3 protein-coding genes are annotated in these 20,316 nt (G+C 73.8%); all 3 read right to left on the minus strand.

Translation table 11 applies throughout. From position 1 onward, the window contains the following. Positions 1 to 68: 68 nt before the first annotated feature. From AB0K14_RS05840 to AB0K14_RS05850, 3 genes are read right to left on the minus strand one after another with little or no spacing between them, the layout of a single operon-like run. Positions 69 to 260 (minus strand): MbtH family NRPS accessory protein, encoded by a 192-nt coding sequence (locus tag AB0K14_RS05840; RefSeq protein WP_360447899.1) that lies wholly within the window; start codon positions 258 to 260, stop codon positions 69 to 71. Continuing rightward, complete coding sequence (locus tag AB0K14_RS05845) at positions 257 to 1,474, minus strand: MFS transporter (RefSeq protein ID WP_360447901.1); 1,218 nt, start codon at positions 1,472 to 1,474, stop codon at positions 257 to 259. Before AB0K14_RS05845 ends, AB0K14_RS05840 begins: the two co-directional genes overlap by 4 nt. Then, positions 1,471 to 20,313, minus strand: coding sequence for a non-ribosomal peptide synthase/polyketide synthase (locus AB0K14_RS05850; RefSeq protein WP_360447903.1), 18,843 nt, complete (start codon positions 20,311 to 20,313; stop codon positions 1,471 to 1,473). The genes AB0K14_RS05845 and AB0K14_RS05850 overlap by 4 nt, the downstream gene beginning before the upstream one ends. Positions 20,314 to 20,316 lie beyond the last annotated feature (3 nt).

The raw sequence follows: 20,316 nt of genomic DNA on the forward strand, positions 1-20,316 counted from the left end.
ATCGGCCGGTGGAACCGGCGTTGCGGGAGGTCGTGGCCCGCGGGTGGGCGGGCCACGACCGGGGCCGCTCAGTCCATCGCCGCGCGCAGGGACGCCGGGCGCATGTCGGTCCACACCGTGTCGACGTGCGCCGAGCACTCGTCCTTGGTGCCCTTGGTGCCCTCGAACCGCCACCCGGCGGGCACGTCGTGGTGGGCGGGCCACAACGAGTACTGGCCCTCGTCGTTGACCAGGACCTGGTAGGTGATGTCGTCCCTCATGAGCTCTTCTCCTCTTGTTCCTTCGCGTACCCGCGCAGAGTCGGGCTGACTGTGACGAAAACCGTGATCAGGGCGATGCCCGCGGCGCACACCAGCACCGCGGTGCGCGCCGACAGCGACTCGGTCAGCACGCCGCCGACCAGGGGTCCGACGGCCCCGGCGGCGCCGACCACGACGCCCATCACCCCGCTGAGCCGTCCGCGCAGCTCGTCCGGGGTGAGGAGCAGCTGGTGGGTGTTGATGGTGGTGTTGGCGGTCGGCGCGAAGAAGCTCATCAGGGCGAACAACGCCCCGATCAGGTAAGCCGACTCGACCAGCAAGGCGCACGGCACCAGCACCGTCAGCACCCAGAACACCGAGGCGATCGACCGGTGCGGCCCGAGCACGCGGTGCAGCCACGGCGCGGCCAGGGCGCCGAGCACACCGCCCACGCCGAGCATCGCCGCCATCACACCGATCTCCGCGCCGGACGCGCCGCGGCCCTCCACGAGCACGATTATGACCAGGTAGAACGCGGTGAAGAACAGGTTCAGCACCACCGCGCACCACGCGGTCACCCGGATCTCCGGCCGGCTCCACACCCACCGCAGACCTTCGCCGATCGACCTCAGCAGGGGCGGGTGGGACTCGACCGGCGCGGACGGCGGCACCCGCAGGAACAGCAGCGCCACGAACGCCACCGCGTGCGTGACCATGTCCACCAGGAACGGCAGCCACCGCGTGACCGCGAACAGCACACCTCCCAGCGCCGTGCCCGACATCTGCCCCAACGACGACCGGGCGCTGTTCATCGCCACGGCGGTGGCCAGCTGCGACTCCGGCACCAGCCGGGGCAGGGACGCGTCCTCCGCGGGTTCGAACAGCGCCCGGCACACGCCGAGCACCGCGGCGACGGCCAGGACGTGCGGGATCGTGACCGCGTCGAACCACACCGCGACCACGAGCCCGCCCAGGGTGAACACCTGGGCGGCCTCGCAGCACAGCATGATCCGGCGCCGGTCGCACCGGTCCACCAGCGCGCCGGCGGGCAGCCCGACCACGAGCTGCGCGGTGGCGTCGACGGTGAGCACCAGACCCGACAGCAGCGGCGACCCGGTCAGCACCAGCACGAGCAGCGGCAGCGCGAGCATCGAGGCGCTGAACCCCACCTCGGCCAGCGCCTGACCGCCCCACAGCAGCGTGTAGTTGCGGTTGCGCGCCAACGACGTGGTCACAGCGCACCCCGGCAGTCCGCGGCGATCGCCCGCAACGCGGCGGCGAAGTCGGCGGCCACCGCCTCGACCTCCGCGGCCGGGTGCGCCGACTGGTGGAAGTACCAGGTGAAGCCCAACGTCCTGCCGGCCTCGCCGACCACGTCGAGCAGGTGGTCGCCGACGTCGGTCGGGTCGTGCTCCGCGCCGACCGAGGGCAGCACCGCCCGGTACAGCCCGGTGGGCTCCGCGGTTCCCCCGGAGGACCCGCCCGAGCCGAACTGGCCCAGGTAGTTGAACGACACCGGGGGCCGCCCGCCGTCGGGCACCATGCCGTGCTGCCGCAGCGCCCCGTACCCGAACCCGTTGCCCGGCACGGCCCGCAGCTGGCGGCGCACCGCCTTCACCCGGTCCCGCCAGGTGCCCTCGGGCAGCTCCAGCTCCACCGGGAACACGGTGGTGAACCAGCCGACGGTCCGGGAGAGGTCGACGTCCAGCACGTCCTCGCGCCCGTGGCCCTCCAGGTCCACCGCGACCCGCGACGAGCCTGTCCACCGCGACAGCGCGTACGCCAACGCGGCCAGCAGCACGTCGTTGATCTGCGTCCGGTAGGCGGTGGGGGCGCCGCGCAGCAACGCGTCGGTGTCCTCCTCCGACAGCTCGACCGTCACCGATCCGGGCGCGCCGGACGGCGCGGGGAACGACGGGAACGACCGGGTCCAGTACTCGACCTCGTCCGCCAGCCCGCCGCCGAGCACGTGGGCCTCCAGCCGCCGCGACCACTCCTGGTACGAGGTGGTCTTGGCGCCCAGGTCACCGCCCCGGTAGGCGGTCTCCAGGTCGTCGAGCAGGATCCGCCACGACACACCGTCGACCACGAGGTGGTGCGCCACCAGCAACAGCAGCGGCGGCTCGGCGCCGGGTGACCCGGTGCGGAACAGCACGGCCCGGAACAGCGGCCCGGAGGCCAGGTCGAACGACGCGTGCACGTCGTCGGCGACCTTCTCCAACTCGTCCACGCCGTCCACGACGGTCAGCACGTCGACCTCCGACACGGGGTCGTTGGCCTGGCGCCACACCCCGTCGGCCGACGTGAACCGCAGCCGCAGCGCGTCGTGGTGCGCGAGCAGCGCGCCCAACGCCCGCCGCAGCGCCGCCTCGTCCACCGCCGGGTCCAGCTCCACCAGGTGCGACTGGTTGAAGTGGTGCGGGTTGCGCCGCCCCGAGGTCAGGAACCAGTGCTGGATCGGCGTCAGCGGCACGTCGCCGACCACCGGCGCCCGATCGGCCGACGACACGACCTCCACCGTGACGTGCGGCGCGAGCGACGCGGGGGTCTGGTGCACGAACAGGTCGCGGGTGGTGAACCGGTACCCGGCCTGCCGCGCCCGCGCCACCACCTGCATGCTCAGGATCGAGTCGCCGCCCAGCGCGAAGAAGTTGTCCTGCGCCCCGACCCGCGGCACGGAGAGCACGTCCGCCCACACCGCCGCGAGTGCCTCCTCCACCGGCCCGGACGGCGCGACGTACGCCGCGCCGACGAGCGCACCGAAGTCCGGCTCGGGCAGCCTGGCCCGGTCCACCTTGCCGTTGGGGCTGATCGGCAGCGCGTCCACCGGCGCGAACACCGACGGCACCAGGTAGTCGGGCAACGACCCGCCCAGGAACTCCCGGACCTCCTCGACCTCGAACCGGGTGGCCACGACGTAGGCGACGAGCCGCTTGTGGCCCCGCGCGTCCGCCTTGGCCACGACGACCGCCTCCCGCACGTCGGGGTGGCGCAGCAGGGCCGTCTCGATCTCGCCGAGCTCGATCCGGAACCCGCGGATCTTCACCTGCTCGTCCGCCCGGCCGACGAACTCCAGCACGCCGGTGGTCCGATCTCCGGCTCCGCCGGGGGAGGCGCTCCACCGCACCACGTCACCGGTGCGGTACATGCGCGACCCCGCCGCGCCGCCGGACCCGCCGCCGAACGGGTTCGCCAGGAACCGCGACGCGGTCAACCCGGGCCGGTCCAGGTACCCGCGGGCCAGCCCGACACCGGAGACGTACAGCTCACCGGGCACCCCGACCGGCACGGGCCGCAACTCGGCGTCCAGCACGTGCACCCGCGTACCGGGGATCGGCCCGCCGATCGGCGGCACCCCGCCGGGTCGCAGCGGCTCGCTCCACGACGTGACCACGGTGGACTCGGTCGGACCGTAGGCGTTGATCATCCGCCGACCGGGTGCCCACCGGCGCACCAGGTCGGCCGAGCACGCGTCACCACCGACCACGAGGGTGCGCAACGTCGGCAGCTCCACGTCCGGCACGGTGGCCAGCGCGACCGGCGGGATCAACGCGTGCGTCACGCCGCAGGCGTCGACCACCTCGGCCAGCTGGTCGCCCAGCAGCGGCCCCGGCGGCGGCACGACCAGCGCCGCGCCGGCGGGCCACGCCATGCACAGCTCCAGCACCGAGGCGTCGAAGCTGGGCGAGGAGAACTCCAGCACCCGGTCGCCCGGTCGCACGTCGAGGTGCGCGATCTCGGCCGCCGAGAACGTGGCCAGGCCGGCGTGCGACACCACCACGCCCTTGGGTCGCCCGGTCGACCCGGACGTGTAGATCACGTACGCCGGGTGCTCCGGCCGCACCGCCACGCCGGGGTTCGAGTCGGGCTGCCCGGTCACGTCGACCGGACCGTCCAGCACGACCAGCGGCCGGGCGTCGTCGACCATGAACGCGATCCGCTCGGCCGGGTAGTCCGGGTCGACGGGCAGGAACGCGGCGCCCGCCTTGAGCACCGCCAGCTCCGCCACCAGCAGGTCCACCGATCGCGGCAGCCGCAGCGCGACGATCCGCTCCGGACCCGCGCCCAGCCCGATCAGGTGGTGCGCCAACCGGTTCGCGCGGGCGTTCAGCTCGGCGTAGGTCACCTCCGCCGCGCCGGTCAACGCCACCGCGTCCGGCGTGCGGGCCACTTGCGCCTCGATCAGCTCCACGAGACCGGGACCGTCGACGGCCGGGCCGCCCGCGCCCCACTCCGCCAGCAGGTCCTGCTCGGCCTCGGGCAGCACCGGCAGCGACCACAGTGGACGGTCGGCGTCGGCCGCGATGCCGGCCAGCAGCACGCCCAGGTGCTCGACCAGCCGCTCGACCGTGCCCGCGTCGAACAGGTCGGTGTTGTACTCGACCGAACCGTGCAGCCCGCCGTCGTCGGCCTCGCCGAACTCCACCGTGACGTCGAACCCGGTGCTCACCGTGGGCTGCGTGACGTCCTCCGCGTCCAGCCCCGGGAAGCCCGGCGCCTGCGGCGCGTTCTGCAACGCCACCACGGCCTGGAACAGGGGCGTGCGACTGGTGTCGCGGTCGGGTTGCACCGCGTCCACCACCCGCTCGAACGGCACGTCCTGGTGGGCGAACGCGTCCAGCACGGTCTCCCGGGTGCGGGCCAGGAACTGCGGGAACGTCGCCGACGGCTCGATCCGGGCCCGCAACGCGACCGTGTTGACGAAGAACCCGACCAGGTCCTGCGTCTCCGGCCGGTCCCGCCCGGACGCCACCGTGCCGACCGCGAAGTCGTCCTGCCCGGACCAGCGGTGGAACAACACCTCGCACGCCGCCACCAACGCCATGAACAACGTGCCGTCCACGGCACGCGCCAGCTCCCGCAGCCGTCGCACGACCGGCGCGGGCACGGCGAACTCGGTCTGCGCGCCCGCCGTGGTCTGCACGGGTGGCCGCGGCCGGTCCGTGGGCAGCTCCAGCGCGGGCACGTCGGCCAACGCCTCCCGCCAGTGGTCCAGCTGCGCGTCCAGCGGCTGCTCCCGCTGCCAGGCCGCGAAGTCGCCGTACCGGATGGGCAGCGGCGACAGCTCCTCGCCGCCGTACAGCGCGGCCAGGTCGGACATCAGCACACCGCCGGACCAGCCGTCGGTGACGATGTGGTGCATCGTCAGCGCCAGCACGTGGTCGTCCGGGCCGCGGCGCACCAGCGCCGGCCGGAACAGCGGCCCCTCGGCCAGGTCGAACGGCTCCGGCGCGGGCAGGGCGTCCACCAGCGGCAGCGTCACCGCCGTCGCCGGCCGCACCACCGCCACCGGCAGCCCGTCCACCGCCGGGAACGTGGTCCGCAGCGAGTCGTGCCGCTCGACCAGCGCGGTCAGCGCCCGCTCCAGCCGCGGCACGTCCAGCTCACCGCGCAGCCGCACGGCCAGCGGCGTCACGTACTCCGTGCCACCGGGCTGGAACTGGTCCAGGAACCACAACCGCTGCTGCGCGAACGACAGCGGCGCGTCCCCGTCGAGCCGGGGGATCACCGCGCCGGCCGAGCCCGACTCCCATGGCGCGGACCCGGACAACCGGGCCGCCAGCGCCGCCACGGTCGGGTGGTCGAACAGGTCGCGCGGCGAGGCGTCGAACCGCGACCGCAGCCGTGAGACCACCCGGATGCTGGAGATGGAGTCGCCGCCGAGGGTGAAGAAGTTGTCCTCGACGCCCACCTCGGACAGGCCGAGCACGTCGGCCCACACCTCGGCGACCAGCCGTTCGGCGTCGGTGCGCGGCGCGACGAACCCGCCCGCCGCCGACGCCTCCCGTTCCGGCGCGGGCAGCGCGGCCCGGTCCAGCTTGCCGTTGGCGTTGAGCGGCAACCGCTCCAGCGCCACGTACGCGGTCGGCACCATGTAGTCGGGCAGCGACCGCCCGACGTGCTCGCGCAACCCGCCCGCGTCCGCCGTGCCGGCGGGCACGTAGTAGGCGACCAGCCGGTCCTCCCGCACGATCACCGCGACCTGCGCCACGGCGTCGTGCGCGGCCAGCACCGCCTCGACCTCGCCGAGCTCGATCCGGAAGCCGCGGATCTTCACCTGCTGGTCGGCGCGGCCGAAGTACTCCAGCCGCCCGTCCACCCACCGGGCCAGGTCGCCGGTGCGGTACATGCGCCGGCCCGCCGAAGAACCGGACCCGGTGCCGAACGGGTCGGCCGGGAACCGCTGGGCGGTCAGGCCCGGCCGGTCGAGGTAGCCGCGCGCCACACCCGGCCCGGCCACGTACATCTCGCCCACCACGCCGGGCGCGACCGGCTGCAGCTCGTCGTCCAGCACGTAGACGCGCAGGTCGGGGATGGGCACGCCGATCGAGCCGTCGGCGGGCGTCCAGGTGACGTGGACCGTGGTCTCGGTGATGCCGTACATGTTGACCAGAGCGCCGGAACCGCGCCACGCGGACAGCTTGCGCATGTCCAGCGCCTCACCGCCGAAGATCACGTACCGCACGTCCAGGTCGGGCGCCTCCTCCAGCAGCTGGTAGAACGCCGACGGCGTCTGGTTGAGCACGGTCACGCCTTCGTCGGCCACGAGCCGGGCGAACTCGCGCGGCGACCGCGACACCTCGTACGGCACCACGACGAGCCGGCCGCCGTGCAGCAGCGGGCCCCACAGCTCCCACACCGAGAAGTCGAAGGCGTAGCTGTGGAACAGGGTCCACACGTCGTCGGGTCCGAAGCCGAACCAGTGGTCGGTCCCGGCGAACAGCCGCACCACGTTCGAGTGCGGCACCACGACGCCCTTGGGCCTGCCGGTCGAACCGGACGTGTAGATCACGTAGGCGGTGTTCTCCGGTCGCAGGGGCACGTCCGGCGCGTCCACCGGCATCCCGGTCAGGTCCGGCAGGGCATCCAGGGTCACCGCCGGCCGTGCGTCCCCGATCATGTAGGCGACGCGGTCGGCCGGGTAGGAGACGTCCAGCGGCAGGTAGGCCGCGCCCGACTTCAGCACGCCCAGCACCGCCACCACGAGGTCCAGCGATCGCGGGAACCTGAGGGCCACCAGCGATTCCGGCCCGGCGCCCGCCGCGATCAGGTGGTGGGCCAACCGGTTGGATTGCTCGTCCAGCTCGCGGTAGGTCAGGCTCGCACCTTCGCACGTCACGGCGACCGCGTCGGGCGTGCGGGCCGCCTGGGCGGCGAACAGCGACGGGATGGTGTCCGCCACCACCGCGCCGGACGACGTGCCGTTCCACGACACCAGCACCTGGTCGCGTTCCTCGTCGGACAGCCACGGCAGCTCGAACACCCGCCGGCGCGGGTCCGCGCCGATGGCGTCGAGGAGCCGGGCCAGCCGGTCGCCGAGCGCGCCGATCGTGCCGGCGTCGAACAGCCGCGGGTCGTAGGTCAGCTCCACGTGCAGCGCGTCGTCCACGTGCGCGCGAACCGTGAGCGGGAACGAGGTGGTGTCCAGGCTGTCGACCTCGCCGATGCCCGGCGCCCCGTCCGGCGAGTCCTTCTCGACCGGGTAGTTCTCGAACGCGAGGAGGCTGTCGAACAGGCGCGTGCCCGTGCCCGACCCGACCTCGGCGAAGCCCTGCACCTGCGCCAGCGACACGTGCTCGAACTGCCTCGACTCGGTCTGCGCGTCCTGCAACCGGCGCAGCCAGTCGACCACCTCGGCGTCGGACTCCACCGACACCCTGGTGGGCACGGTGTTGATGAACATGCCGACGATCGACTCGACGCCGGGCAGCTCCGCCGGGCGACCGGACACCGTGCTGCCGAACACCACGTCCCGCTGACCCGAGGTGCGGGACAGCAGCACCGCCCACGCGCCTTGGACCAGCGTGTTCACCGTCAGGCCGTGCGCACGGGCGACCGCGTCCAGCCGGTCGGCCGGCAGGTCCAGCACGATCTGCGCGGAAGACTCGGCGCGGTGCGCCTCGGCGGGCGTGCGGTCGAACGGCAGGGGGGTGGGCGTGTCGAACCCGGCCAGCACACCGCGCCAGTACGACTCCACGGCCGACTGGTCGACCTCGGCCAGCCAGGCCAGGTAGTCGCGGAACGGCCGCCGCGCCGGCGCCGTGCCGCCCGCGTACTCGGTGAGCACCTCGCCGAACACCTGCGCGGTGCTCCAGCCGTCGAGCAGCACGTGGTGCGAGGTCCACAGCAGGTCGACCTCGGTGTCGGACACCCGACCGATCGCCAGCCGCATCAGCGGCGCGGTGGTCAGGTCGATGCCCGCCGCCGCGTCGGCCGCGACCAGGTCGTCGGTGACGTCGGCGTAGGTCACCGGCACGGTGACGCCCCGCCGCACGACCTGCACCGGCTCGTCCAGGCCCTCCCACACCACGTCGGTGCGCAGGATGGGTGTGCGGTCGACCACGCGTTGCCACGCCTCGGCGAAGCGCTCCGGGTCGTCCACGTCGGACAGTCGCACGCGCAGTTGGTTCACGTAGGCCGTGCCGTCGTCCATCAGGCTGTGGAACAACATGCCCGCCTGCAACGGCGTGAGCGGGTAGACGTCCTCCACGTCCCGGTCGGCGATCCGGTCCACCTGCTCGGCGGTCAGCTTCGCCAGCGGGAAGTCCGAGGGCGTGCGGCCCCAGGCGTCGGGCCGGGCGCAGAACGCGACGATCCCGCGCAGCGCGTCGGCCATCCGGTCGGCCAGCGCCCGCACCGCGGCCTCGTCGTGCGCCTCGGTGGAGTACTCCCACTCCAGCACCAGCTCGCCCGAGGACACGGCGGCGGTGATGTCGAGCAGGTGCGGGCGGACGGCGTCGTCGGGCACCTCACGGCCGTGGTCGACGTCGGAGCCCTCGTCGTCGTACTGGCCGAGGTAGTTGAAGCACACGCGCGGCAGCGCGCCGGTGACGCCCCGGTCCCAGTACTTCAGGGCCTCGTAGCCCAACCCCTTGTCCGGCACGGCGCGCAACTGCTCCTTCACCGACTTCAGCGCCGCCCCCCAGTCCGCGTCCGGCAGCTCCAGCGCCACCGGGAACTGGGCGGTGAACCAGCCGACCGTGCGGGACAGGTCCACGCCGTCGAAGAGCTCCTCCCGGCCGTGACCCTCCAGCGCCACCAGCACCCGCCCGGCGAACGCCGAGGCCAGCGCGGCGAGCAGGACGTCGTTGACCTGCGTGCGGTAGGCGTCGGGCACGGCGTGCAGCAGCGCGTCCGTCTCGGCCTTGCCCAGCCGCACCGACACGCTGCGCGCGCTGCCCGCCGTCGTCGGCACCGGCTCCTCGACCGGCACGTCCGCCCAGTGCGGCAGGGCGTGGTCGAACCGGCCCTCGCGCACGTGCCGGTCCAGCCGGTGCGCCCAGGCGGTGAACGCCGTGCTCTTCGGGCCCAGGTCGCGGCCCGCGAGCGCGGTCTGCAGGTCGTCCAGCACGATCCGCCACGACACCGCGTCGACCACCAGGTGGTGGGCGGTGACGAACAGCCTGCCGTCGTCGAACAGCACGGCGCGCAGCAGCGGGCCGTGGCGCAGGTCGAGGCTCGTCCGGGCCAGCCGGGCTTCGTCGGTGAGGTCGCCGGAGGCGACGCGGAACACCTCGGCGGACTCCACCTCCGCCACCTCCTGCCGCCACGCGCCGTCGACCTGCGTGAACCGCAGCCGCAGGGCGTCGTGGTGGGCGAGCACGGCCCGCACCGCGTCGCGCACCGCGGCCGGCTCGACGTCGCCGAGTTCCACCACGACGGACATGGTGAAGTGCGCCGAAGGGTCCTGCTCGGTGAAGAACCAGCGCTGGACCGGGGTGAGCGGCGCCGGTCCGGCCACCGTCTCGTGGGTCGTCCCGGTGTCGTCGGTGACGGCGAGCGCCAGGTCGGCCACGGTCTGGCGGAGGAAGACGTCCTTGGACGTCAGCTTCAGCCCGGCCTGCCGCGCCCGGGACACGACCTGCATGCTCAGGATCGAGTCGCCGCCCAGGGCGAAGAAGTTGTCCCGCGCGCCGACCCGGTCGACGCCGAGCACCTCGGCCCAGATGTCGGCGAGCGTGGCCGCGACACCCGGCTCGGGCGCGACGTAGCCGGCGTCGGTGAACGTCGGCGCGGGCAGCGCCCGCCGGTCCACCTTGCCCGCCGGGGTCATCGGCAACGACTCCAGCGTCACGAACGCCGACGGCACCAGGTAGTCCGGCAGCCGCTGCTTGAGCCAGCCGGCCAGGTCGGTGGCCGTGCCCGCGGTGTAGGCGACGAGCCGCTGGTGGCCGTTGTGCTCGCGGGCCACCACGGCGGCCTGCGTCACGTCGGGGTGGTGCAGGAGCGCCGTCTCGACCTCGCCCGGTTCGACCCGGAAGCCGCGGACCTTCACCTGGTCGTCGGTGCGTCCCAGGTACTCCAACCGGTCGCCGACCCAGCGCACCTTGTCGCCGGTGCGGTACATCCGCGCGCCCGCCGGGGAACCGGACGCGGCGCCGAACGGGTCGGGCAGGAACCGCTGCGCGGTCAGCCCCGGCCGGTCGTGGTAGCCGCGGGCCACCTGCGCGCCGCCGAGGAACAGCTCACCGGGCACGCCCACGGGCACGGGCCGGAGGTCCTCGTCCAGGACGTGCGCGACGAGGTTGGACAGCGGGCGGCCGATCACCGCGCGGTCACCCGTGACGACGGTGGACACCGAGTCCACCGCCACCTCGGTGGGGCCGTAGTAGTTGTGCGCGGTCGTGCGGGACGCGGCCAGCGTGCGCCACAGCGCCTCGGGCAGCGCCTCGCCGCCGAGCATCACGTTCGCCGGCACGTGATCGCCGTCGAGGAGCCCGGCCGGGATGAGCTGCTGCACGTAGGACGGGGTCAGGTCGAGGAAGTCGATCCGGTGCTCCCGCACGTACCCGACCAGGGCGGCCGGTTCGAGCCGGACGTCGTCGGTGATCACGTGCAGCTCGTGGCCGGCCGCCATGAGCAACGGGCCCTCCCACGACGTGTCGAACGAGAACACGGCGGTCAGCGCGATCCGGGTGCGCTCACCGGCGAGCGCCCGGTGGTGGTTGTGCAGCAGGTTCGTCAGCTGCCGGTGCTCGACCACCACGCCCTTGGGCACGCCGGTCGAGCCGGACGTGTAGATCACGTACGCGGCCTGGTCCGGCCGCACCGACACCTCCGGCCGGGTGTCCGGGTAGCCGGTGAGGTCCGGAACCACGTCCAGCACCAGCGCCGGGCGTGCGTCGCGGAGCAGGAAGTCGATCCGCTCGCGCGGCAGGTCGCGGTCGACCGGCAGGTACACCGCGCCCGCCCGGTGCACGGCCAGGATCGCCACCACGGAGTCCGCCGAGCGCGGCAGCGACACCGCGACCGTCCGCTCCGGGCCCGCGCCCCGCGCCAGCAGGTGGTGCGCGAGCCGGTTGGCCCGCGCGTCGACCTCGGCGAAGGTGAGCCGGGTGTCGCCGCACACCAGCGCGCCCGCGTCGGGCGTGCGGCGGGCCTGCTCCCCGAACACCTCGGCGAACGTGGTGTCGGGCACGTCCCAGCGCTCGCCGTGCCCGTCCGGCTCGTCGCCGAGCAGCATCGGCACCTCGGCCAGCGGCCGGTCCGGCGCCGCGGTGACGCCCTCCAGCAGCGTCACCAGGTGCCGCGCCATCCGGTCGATCGTGTCCGCGTCGAACAGGTCGGTGCTGTACTCGACCGCGCCCAGCAGCGCGCCGTCGACCTCGCCGAACTCGAACGTGACGTCGCACGTCGAGGTCAGCAGCGGCAGCCCGACGTCCTCCACCCGCAGGCCGGGCAGCTCGGGCACGTCGGCGCCGAAGTTCTGCATCAGCACCATGACGTCGAACAACGCGTTGCGGCTCGGGTCGCGGTCCGGCCGGACGGCGTCCACCACCCGTTCGAACGGCACGTCCTGGTGCGCGAAACCGTCCCGCACGGTGGTCCGCACGTCGGCCAGCAACCCGGTGAACGACCGCCGCAGGTCCACCGAGGACCGCAGCACGACGGTGTTGACGAACAGGCCGACCACGTCGTCCAGCTCGGCGCGCCCGCGACCGGACACCGCCGTGCCGACCGCGATGTCGTCCTGGCCGGTGTAGCGGGCCAGCAGCACCTTGGTGGCCGCCACCAGCGCGGTGAACAGCGTGTCGCCGTGCTCGGCGGCCAACGCCCGCACCGCCTTCGCGACCGGGGCGGGCACGGTGAACTCGTGCATCGCGCCCGCCGTGCCGCGCACCGCGGCGCGCGGCCGGTCGGTCGGCAGCTCCAGCGGCGGCACACCGGTCAGGTGCGTCGCCCAGTAGTCGACCGGGGGTTCCGGCAGCCAGGCGGTGTAGTCCACGTACTGCACGGTGAGCGGGGGCAACTCCTCGCCCGCGTACAGCGCGCCGAGGTCACGGGCGAGCACACCGGTGGACCAGCCGTCGGTGACGATGTGGTGCAGGGTCAGCACCAGCACGTGCTCCTCGGGCGCCACCCGCACCAGCCGGGTCCGGAACAACGGGCCCTGGCGCAGGTCGAACGGCGTGCCCACCTCGTCGAGCAGCACCGCGTCCCAGGCTGCGTCCTCGACCGCGAGCGCCACCTCGTACGGCTCGTGCACGACCTGCACGTCGTCGTCGAACGTGGTGCGCAGGGACTCGTGCCGTGCCACCAGACCGTCGAGGGCACGCCGCAGCGCGTCCAGGTCGAGCGGTCCGCGCAGGCGCAGCGCGGTGGGCGTGACGTACTCCGTGCCGCCGGGTTCGAACTGGTCCAGGAACCACAACCGCCGCTGCGCGGGCGACTGCGGGTGCACGAGCGGAGGGTGGACGCCATCGCGCGGGATCACCGGGATGGCGTCCACCTCATCCTTGCCGGACCCCGCCCCGGTGCTGATGGCGGAGGCGAGCCCGGACACCGTGGGGTGTTCGAACACCGCGCGCGGCGACAGCTGCACGCCGAACGCCGCGCGCAACCGCGAGGTCACGCGGATGCTGAGGATCGAGTCGCCGCCGAGGCGGAAGAAGTCGTCCAGCGCGCCGACCCGCTCCAGGCCGAGCACGTCGGCCAGCACGTCGGCGACGACCCGTTCGGCGTCGGTGCGCGGCGCGACGAAGTCGCCGGCCAGGTCGGCCTCGGGCAGCGCCCGCCGGTCCAGCTTGCCGCTGGGCGACAGGGGCAGCTCGTCGAGCACCACGACCGCGGCCGGCACCAGGTAGTCGGGCAGCGCCCGCGCCAGCACGTCACGCGGGTCGGTCTCCGGCGTGCCCGTCACGTACCCGATCAGCCGGTCGTGCCGGACCACCACGGCGGACTCCCGCACACCGGGCACGTCCAGCAGCGCCGCCTCGACCTCGCCGGGCTCGATCCGGAAGCCGCGGATCTTGACCTGGTCGTCGGCCCGGCCCAGGTACTCCAGGACCCCCGGCGCAGTCTGATCGTCGGCTCCGCCGACGGTCGACCAGCGGACCCGGTCGCCCGTGCGGTACATGCGCGCGCCCGCCGAGGGGTCCGACACAGCGGCGAACGGGTCGGCGATGAACCGCTGCGCGGTGAGCCCGGGCCGGCCGAGGTAACCGCGGGCCACCTGCACGCCACCCACGAACAGCTCACCGGGCACGCCCGGCGGCACCGGCCGCAGGTCGGCGTCCAGCACGTACGCGGTGAGGTTGTCCAGCGGGCGCCCGATCACCGGCTGCTCGCCGACGACCCGCGTCGCCACCGAGTCGACCGTGACCTCGGTGGGGCCGTAGTAGTTGAAGCCCTCCACCGGCGACTCGGCGATCTCCCGCCACAGCGGCCCGTCCACCGCCTCGCCGCCCAGCATGATCCGGCGCAACCCCGACTCCAGCAGCCCGGCCTGCACCAGCTGCCGCGCGTAGGACGGGGTCAGGTCGACCGTGCCGATGCCGTGCTCGGTGATGTACCGCACCAGCGCGGGCGGGTCGAGCCGCAGCTCCTCGTCGATGACGTGCAGCTCGCTGCCCGCCGCCAGGAACAGCAGGCCCTCCCACGACGTGTCGAACGAGAACGTCGCGGTGACCGCGAACCGCGTCCGCTCCCGCATCAGGGCCGCGCTGTTGGCGTGGAACAGGTTCGCCAGCTGCCGGTGCTCGACCACGACGCCCTTCGGCGTGCCGGTCGAGCCGGACGTGTAGATCAGGTAGGCGGCGTGCTCGGGGCGCGACACCACCGGCGGCGGCGCGTCCGGCAGGCCGGTCAGGTCCGGCACGGAATCCAGCACCAGGGCCGGTCTCGCGTCACGCAGCAGGAAGTCGATGCGCTCGGCGGGCAGCCCCGGGTCGATCGGCAGGTACACCGCGCCCGCCTTGAGCACCGCGAGCACGGCCACCACCAGGTCGGCCGAGCGCGGCAGCACGACCGCGACCGTGCGCTCCGGGCCCGCGCCGTGCGCGAGCAGGTGGTGCGCCAGCCGGTTCGTGCGTGCGTCCAGCTCGGCGAAGGTCAACGCCGTGCGCGACCCCGTGCGGTCGTGGCAGACCAGCGCGGTCGCGTCCGGCGTGCGGCGGGCCTGCTCGGCGAACACCTCCGGGTACAGCCCCCAGGGCGTGTCCCGCGCGGTCCGGTTCCACTCCACCAGCACCTGGTGCCGCTCGGCGTCGGTCAGCCACGGCAGGTCGGCGATCGGCGTCGTCGGGTCGGCTGCGATGGCCCGGACCAGCTCGCGCAGCCACCCGGCCAGCCGTTCGGCGGTGGCGGCGTCGAACAGCTCGGGGTCGTAGGCCAGGTCCAGGTTGAGCCGGTCGGTCAGGGACGCGCTCAACGTCAACGGCAGCGTGGCGTTGTCGACCGCGTCGACCTCGGCCACGCGCGGCCCGTCGCCGTCCCGTTCGAACGGGTAGTTCTCGAACACCACGACGGAGTCGAACAACCTCGTCCCGACCCACGACTGGATCTCGGCCAGCGACGTGTGCTCGAACCGCCGCGACTCGCTCTGCGCCGCCTGGAGCTCGCGCAGCCACGCGCCCACCTCGGCCGTGCCGTCCACGACCGCCCTGGTCGGCACGGTGTTGATCAGCATGCCGACCATCGACTCGACCCCGGCGAGCTCCGCCGGGCGGCCGGACACCGTGCTGCCGAACACCACGTCGGCCTCACCGCAGGCGCGGGCCAGCAGCAACGCCCACGCGCCCTGCACGACCGTGTTCACGGTCAGCCCGGCGCGCTGCACGGCGTCGTCCAGCTCCAGCGAGAACCGCACCGACTCCGACGCCTCGGCGCGGTGCGCCCGCGTGGGCTGGCGGTCGAACGGCAGCGGCGTCGGTCCGTCCACATCGGACAGCACGGTCCGCCAGTGCGCCTCGGCCGCGGCCCGGTCCTGCTCGGCCAGCCAGTGCAGGTAGTCCCGGAACGAGCGCCGCGCGGGCAGCCGGGCGGGCGTGCCGGTGGTGATCGCCCGGTACTGCTCCAGCACCTCGCCGAACACCTGCGCGGTGCTCCAGCCGTCCAGGATCACGTGGTGCGACGACCAGACCAGCTCGACCCGGTCCTCGCCCAGCGGCGTGACGGAGACCCGCAGCAGCGGCGCGACACCCAGGTCGAACGGCGCGTCGACCGGTCCGCCGGGCAGCTCCACGTGCCGGTGCACGACCTGCACCGGCTCGGCCACCCCGTCCCACACCACGCTCGACCGCAGCACCGGCGTGCGGTCCACGACCCGTTGCCAGGCCTGCCGCAACGCGGCCGGGTCGCGCACGCCTTCGAGCACCAGCCGCATCCGGTCCACGTACGTGCCGGGCTCGACCAGGCTGTGGAACACCATGCCCGCCTGGAGCGGCGTGAGGGGGTAGATGTCCTCCACGTCCGGCCCGGCGAGCGCGTCGACCTGCTCCTGGGTGAGGCGGGCCAGCGGGAAGTCCGACGGCGTGCGGCCGCCGGCACCGGGCCGGGCGCAGTGCGCCACGATCTCCCGCAGCCCGTCCAGGGTCCGCTCGGCCAGCCGCCGCACGGTCTCCTCGTCGTGCACGTGCTCGGAGTACTGCCAGCTCAGCTCCAGCTCGCCGCCCTCGACCAGCCCCGTCACGTCCAGCAGCTGGGTGCGGTGCCCGTCGGCCGCCAGGTCCTCACCGACCGCGTCCCGCCGGGCCCGGAAGAAACCGCCGTCGGCCACGTCGAACCGGCCGTGGTAGTTGAACGAGACCTGCGGCAGCGACCCGCCGCCCAGACGTCCGAAATCGAGTGCTTCGAAGCTCAGCCCCCGGTGCGGCGCCGCGCGCAGCGACTCCTTGACCGACTTCAGCGTCCGGTCCCACTCCTCGAACGCGGGCAGCACCACCGGGAACTGCGTGGTGAACCAGCCGATCGTGCGGTTGAGGTCCACGCCCGGCAACAGCTCCTCGCGGCCGTGGCCCTCCAGCAGCACGGTGACCGCGTCCCGTCCGGTCCACTGCGCCAACGCGCGGCCGAGCGCGCTGAGCAGCACGTCGTTGACCTGCGTCCGGTACACCGGCGGCACGGCGGTCAGCAACGCCTCCGTGGTCGCCCGGTCCAGCCGCACCGACACCACGCGCGCCGAACCGGCGGTGTTGGCGCCGTCGCGGTCGACCGGCAGCGCTTCGGGCTCGGGCAGCGAGCCCCAGTGCTCCCGCGCGCCGTCCAGCGCGCCGGACCGCACGTGCTCGTCCAGCCGGTGCGCCCACTGCGTGAACGAGGTGCCGACCGGCTCCAGCGGCACACCCCGGTAGGCCTGCTCCAGGTCGCCGAGCAGGATCCGCCAGGAGACGCCGTCCATCGCCAGGTGGTGCACGGTCAGCAGCAGCTCCGGCCGCGCGCCCGGGAAGAACACCGCGCGCAGCAGCGGTCCCGCGCCCAGGTTGAGGCTGCGCTGCGCCTCCCGTGCCGCGGTTTCCACGTCCGCGTCCGCCTCGACCCGGAACACGTCGACCTCGGCGTCCGCGACCTCCTGCGCCCACCGCCCGTCGACCTCGCGGAACCGCAGCCGCAGCGCGTCGTGGTGCCCGACCACGGTCCGCACGGCCGCGCGCAACGCCTCGGCGTCCACCTCCGGTTCCAGCTCGACCAGCAACGACATGGTGAAGTGCCGCAGCCCGCCGTACTCGGTGAAGAACCACCGCTGGATCGGGGTGAGCGGCGCCGGGCCGGTGAACTCCGGCTCGGGCGCGGTCTCGGCGGCCTCGGACACCACCAGCGCCAACTCGGCCACGGTCTGGTGCCGGAACACGTCCCGCGAGGTCAGGTGCAGCCCGGCCTGCCGGGCGCGGGACACCAGCTGGATGGACAGGATCGAGTCGCCGCCCACCGCGAAGAAGTTGTCCTCGACGCCGATCCGCTCCGCGCGCAGCACCTCGGCCCAGATCCGCGCCAGCTCGGCCTCGACGGGCGTGCGGGGCGCGACGAACTCGCCGTCGGCGACCGCCTGGGGCGCGGGCAGCGCGGCCCGGTCCAGCTTGCCGTTGGGCGTCAGCGGCAGCCGGTCCAGCTCCACGAACGCCGACGGCACCGCGTAGTCGGGCAACGACTCGCGCAGGTGCGCCCGCAGGTCGGCCGGGCCGGTGGTGACGACGTACGCGACCAGGCGGGTGTGCCCGTCGTCCTCGCGGGCCACGACGGCGGCCTCGGTGACGTTCGGGTGGGTGGAGACGGCGGCCTCCACCTCGCCGGGCTCGACCCGGTACCCGCGGATCTTCACCTGGTCGTCGGTCCGCCCCAGGTACTCCAACGTCCCATCGGCCAACCAGCGCACCCGGTCACCGGTGCGGTACATGCGCTCGCCCGGCCCGCCGAACGGGTCGGCCAGGAACCGCTGCGCGGTCAACCCGGGCCGGTCCAGGTAGCCGCGGGCCACCTGGGCGCCCGCGATGAACAGCTCGCCCGGCACGCCCACCGGCACCGGCCGCAGGTCGTCGTCCAGCACGTGCGCGGTCACGTTGCCCAGCGGCGTGCCGATGACCGGCCGGTCGCCGGTGATGCGGCACGACACGGCGTCGACCGTGGCCTCGGTGGGGCCGTAGTAGTTGTGCGCGCGCAGACCGGCGGCCACCAGGTCGCGCCACAGCGCGGTGCCCAGTGCCTCGCCGCCGAGCAGCAGCACCTTCGGGCCGGTCTCCGCCGTCAGCAGGCCGTCGGCCAGCAGTTGGCGGACGTAGGACGGCGGCAGGTCGAGCAGGTCGATCCGGTGCTCGCGGGCGTAGCCGATCAACGTGGTGGCGTCGAGCCGCACGTCGTCGGTGAGCACGTGCAGCTCGTGGCCGTCGGCCATGAGCAACATGCCCTCCCACGACGTGTCGAACGAGAACACGGCGCTGAGCGCCACCCGCATCCGTTCGCCGGCGAACGTCTCGCGGTGGTTGTGCAGCAGGTTCGCCAGGTGCCGGTGCTCGACCACCACGCCCTTGGGCAGACCGGTGGAGCCGGAGGTGTAGATCACGTACGCGGCGTGGTCGGGCCGCGGCCGCACGTCCGGCGCGGTCCCGGGTAGACCGGAGGTGTCGACCGGAGCGTCGATCACCCGCACCGCGCCGGAGTCGGCCAGCAGGTACTCCCGGCGCGCGTCGGGCAGGCCCGGGTCGACGGGCAGGTACACCGCACCGGCCTTGAGGATGCCCAGGACCGCGACCACCCAGTCGACACCGCGCGACAGGGAGAGGGCGACGATCTGCTCGGGCTCGACGCCCTCGGCGAGCAGGTGGTGCGCGAGCCGGTTGGCGCGGGCGTCCACCTCGGCGAACGTGAGCGCGTCGCCGTCGCACACCAGCGCCGTGGCCCCGGGCGTGCGGCGTGCCTGCGCCTCGAACAACGCCGGGAACGTGGTGTCGGGCACGGTCAGCGCCGGCCCGCGGCCGTCCGGCTCGTCGCCGAGCAGCATCGGCAGCTCGGCCATCGGCCGGTACGGGTCGGCGGTGATCGCGCTCATCAGCGCGAGCAGGTGCCGCGCCATCCGGTCGACCGTGTCGGCGTCGTACAGGTCGGTGCTGTACTCGACCGACCCGAGCAGGCCCTCGGGGGTCTCGGTGAACTCGAAGGTGAGGTCGAAGTTCGACCACTCGCGGCTGAGCGGGTGCTCCTCGACGCGCAGGCCCGGCAGCTCGGGCAGGGTCCGCCCGGCGTTCTGCAGCACGACCATCACGTCGAACAGCGGCGTGCGGCTCGGGTCGCGTGACGCGCCGACCGCCTCCACCACCCGGTCGAACGGCACGTCGTCGTGCGCGAACGCGTCCAACGCGCCCCGGTTCGCCTCGGCCAGGAACTCGGTGAACGACCGCGAGGAGTCCACTGTGGACCGCAGCACCACGGTGCCGACGAGGAAGCCGACCAGCCCGGCCAGCTCCGGCCGGTTGCGGCCGCTGGTGACGGTGCCGACCGCGATGTCGTCCTGGCCGGTGTAGCGGGCCAGCAGCAGTTGGCACGCGGCCAGCAGCGTGGTGAACAGCGTGGTCTCGTGCACCCTGGCCAGCTCGGCCAGGTCGCCCGCCAACCGCGCGGGCACGGTGAACTCGTGCGTCGCGCCCGCCGACGTGCGCTCCGCCGGTCGCGGCCGGTCGGTCGGCAGGTCCAGCGGCGCCACCCCGGCCAGGCGGTCGACCCAGAACCCGGTGTCCACCGGCCGCCCGCGCTGCCAGACGGCGTAGTCGGCGTACTGCAACCGGGGTTCGGGCAGGGCTTCGCCCCGGTACAGCGCGCCCAACTCGTCCGCCAGCACGCCGAGCGACCAGCCGTCGACCACGATGTGGTGCGAGGTCAGCAGCAGCACGTGCGCGTCGTCGGACTCCGTCAGCTGGGCAGGCCGAAGTAGTCCGGCGCGGAACAGCGGGCCGCGGCGCAGGTCGAACGGCTCGTCCAGCACCTCGCGCAGGTCGTCGGCGGCGATGAGGTCGACCTCGACGTCATCGTGCACCACCTGCACCGGGCGGCCGTCGACCTGGTCGAACGTCGTGCGCAGCGACTCGTGCCTGCGCACCAGGCCGCGCACGGCCTCGGTGAGCCGGCGCTCGTCGAGCGGACCGGTCAGGCGCAGCGCGATCGCGCTGGTGTACTCGGTGCTCCCGGGCTGGAACTGGGCCAGGAACCACAGCCGCTGCTGGCCCGCCGACAGCGGTAGCGGCTCGTCGCGCGGCGCGGGCGGGATCACGTCGACCTGCGGCGCGGCGCGCCCGGCGAGCCGCGCGCGCAGCTTGTCCCTCAGGTGCTCCGGCAACGCGGAGATGCGGTCGTTCTTGGACGCGGTCATGAC

The organism is Actinosynnema sp. NPDC050801, assembly GCF_040673975.1.
GTDB lineage: Bacteria > Actinomycetota > Actinomycetes > Mycobacteriales > Pseudonocardiaceae > Actinosynnema.